Annotated in this window: 2 protein-coding genes; both read left to right on the forward strand. The window is 65.6% G+C overall.

Annotated features, from left to right (window positions below):
* The first annotated feature begins 310 nt into the window (after positions 1 to 310).
* Positions 311 to 1,348, forward strand: a complete 1,038-nt coding sequence (locus L6Q96_23065; protein ID MCK6557431.1) for an SGNH/GDSL hydrolase family protein — start codon at positions 311 to 313, stop codon at positions 1,346 to 1,348.
* Positions 1,349 to 1,526: 178 nt separating this feature from the next.
* Positions 1,527 to 2,396 carry a hypothetical protein gene (locus L6Q96_23070; GenBank protein MCK6557432.1) on the forward strand — a complete coding sequence of 290 codons (870 nt, stop codon included), beginning with the start codon at positions 1,527 to 1,529 and terminating at the stop codon, positions 2,394 to 2,396.
* Positions 2,397 to 2,669: the final 273 nt, after the last annotated feature.

Below are 2,669 nucleotides of genomic sequence, written 5' to 3' on the forward strand. Positions count from 1 at the left end.
GGGGCGAACGGGCTGGTTGTTCGCTTTGGGTTGCGGGCGGTAGCCCGCGCTGAGCTACCAGGCCGCGGGTTTCTGGTGCGGCGCGAAGAAATCGGATGGGCACGTTGGGTCATATCTTGAGGTGGTGGACGAAGCCCGCCCCGAGACGCCACTTTCTTGTTGACGACGTTGGCGGTGCGATGGTAAACGACGCGCCACTAACGGTCCGGGGGGCCGATCGGCACCCGGCGCAACGAAAACGGGAGGCGCAATGAAGGGGTTGATTCGCAGTTTCGCTCGGGGATTGACCGCCGCTCTGGTTGCCGGGAGCATGACGCTCGGCTCGCAGGCGTTGGCGTCGACGATAACGCAGAACACGTCGTGGACCATCGACCGGGCGGGTACGAGCACCAAGTACCGCGTTACCGGGTACGGCGACTCGATCTATGCCGGCTACTACGGGTCGCTTTCGCGAGTCGCCAAGCGCGCCGCACCGGGGGTCGACGGGGAGTACCTGCAGAAGCTGTGGAACAGCGACATCGAGGTGATCCGCCGTACGAAGTCGGGCGCGGTCGCCAAGGACATTTACGACAACAAGATCGTCAAAGAAAAATCCTACATGCAGTCGAGCAACACGCGCGTCGTCACCTTCGAGATGTGCGGCAACGACTTCCTGCAGGCGCGCAGCAGTTTCAAGAACCAGACCGGCACGTGCAGCTTCTCGGGGATCAACACCGCGCTGGCGAACTGCACGACCTATCAGGAGAAGGCGATGCAGTACATCAACGCCAACGCCAGCGCCAACACGAAGCTGAAGGTGATCTCGAACATCTTCTACCCCGGCTACGACGCCGACAACACGCTGAGCAACTGCACCGTCAACGGCAGCAAGATCAACATGCGCGACATGTTCCTGCCCTACCTGGCGCAGAGCAACTGGCGCGCCTGCAACTTCGCCAAGAACTACGGCTTCGCGTGCGCGGACTCGTTCGCCCAGTACATGGCGGCCGACTACGACACCAACAGCGACGGGCTCGTGGACTCGGACGCCATCGCCTATCAGCTCAACGAAACCGAGGCGAATTACGTCAATCGCATCACGGTCACGCTGAAGTCGACGCTGCGCGACGCGAACTACAAGCGCGTTACCTCCTCGACCACGTACGACTACATTCAGTCGGATAACACTCACCCGACCTATCAGGGCAGCACGATTTACGTGGGCCTCTTCGGCGGCACCGGCTCGACGACGACCGCTCCGGACTACTCCGACGCCAGCATCGTCGGCGGCAAGAACCCGGCGTGGAACATGCTCGGCCACGAGCGCATGGGCTGGGCGCTGTCGGTGTACAACCCGGCCACCCCGTAATTCGCCCGGTGGTGGATTCCGCGCCCAGGTGAGGCGCAACGGGGGGGAGGGGACGCGTTCCCTCCCCCCGGTTTTTTTGCGGACTGCGCTTTCCCGCGTCCGATTTGCGATCGCTTCCGCCACGCCGCGAGGGCGTCCGTCGATCGCCTCACGACGAACCGCCGAGCACGAACCGCCCATGCAGTTCCCGATCCTTGTCCTGACACCCGTTACGCGCGCTCTCTCCGCCGCGCTGCTCGTGGTTAGCCGCGGGACGCTGTTGCTGCTGGCGCTCTATCATGTGCCCATGGTCGTACCCGCGCTTTACCATGTGTTCGAGCTGCCGCCGCTTTCGCCGCTCGAGGTCGAGCGGCTGCTGCTGGTGTTCTTTGCGCTGCCCGAGGTGGCGGCGCGCATCGTGTGCCGCGGAAGCGCGGCGATGGCGCGGGTCGACAGCGAGGCGTTGAACATCGAGCGCGGCGGCGACAGCGTTGCGTTGCCACTGCGCGAGTTGAGCGTCACGCCATGGTTGCTGCCGCTGCCGTCTTTCGGACTGCGGCTGCACGCGGGGGACACGGCATCCGTCTTGCCGGGGGTAGCGGCTGCCGATCCGGGTCCTCTCCTGTCGGCCATGGTGGCCGCGGGTGCGCCGGATGGAGTGGGGCACGCCGCGAGGCATCCGCTGGCGCGTTACGCTGCTGCGCGCGCGCGCTGCCGGCGGTGGCTCGACCGTCCGCCGGTCAAGTTCGTGGTGTACCCGCTGGTGCCCGCCGTTGTCCTGTTCCGGCTGCGTCAGATAGTCGCTTACGGCGGTGTGCTCGGCGAGTATCACCAGTTCGGGTTGCAGGCGTACCTGCTCGGCTTCGGGCTTTACTGGCTGCTGTCGGCGCTCTACCTGCTGCTGTTCGCCGCCGCGCTGCGTGGCCTTGCCGAGGCGGTTGTTCTGTCGGCGACGTGGGCGTTTCCAGGATGGGCGACGGGAGTCCGCAGGATCGTGGAGATCGTCAACCGGGCGGTTTACTACCTCGCGCCGCCGGCGCTGATGTTCGTGCGCCTCGTGCTGCAGTAGGGGCAGGGCGCCGCCGTCCCCTACGTATCGATCCCCGCATCGGGAGAGGAAGGATGGGTGTCGGTCGATCGGTTGCGGCGGGTGGGTGGCGCGCGTAGGCTCGCCAGGTAACATTGCACTCCCGAATATGGACGCGCATCGGAAAGACGCTTCGCGCTCCGGCAAACCCGGCATGCTCGGCCGCGGTTCGGCGGGGTGGGCCGCAGCGGTCGCGGTCTTCGCGGTGATCCTGGCGATCGCGGTGTGGATCGCACTGGCCCCTGCGGACGAGCC

The sequence above is a fragment of the Candidatus Binatia bacterium genome, from assembly GCA_023150935.1.
Taxonomy (GTDB): domain Bacteria; phylum Desulfobacterota; class Binatia; order HRBIN30; family HRBIN30; genus JAKLJW01.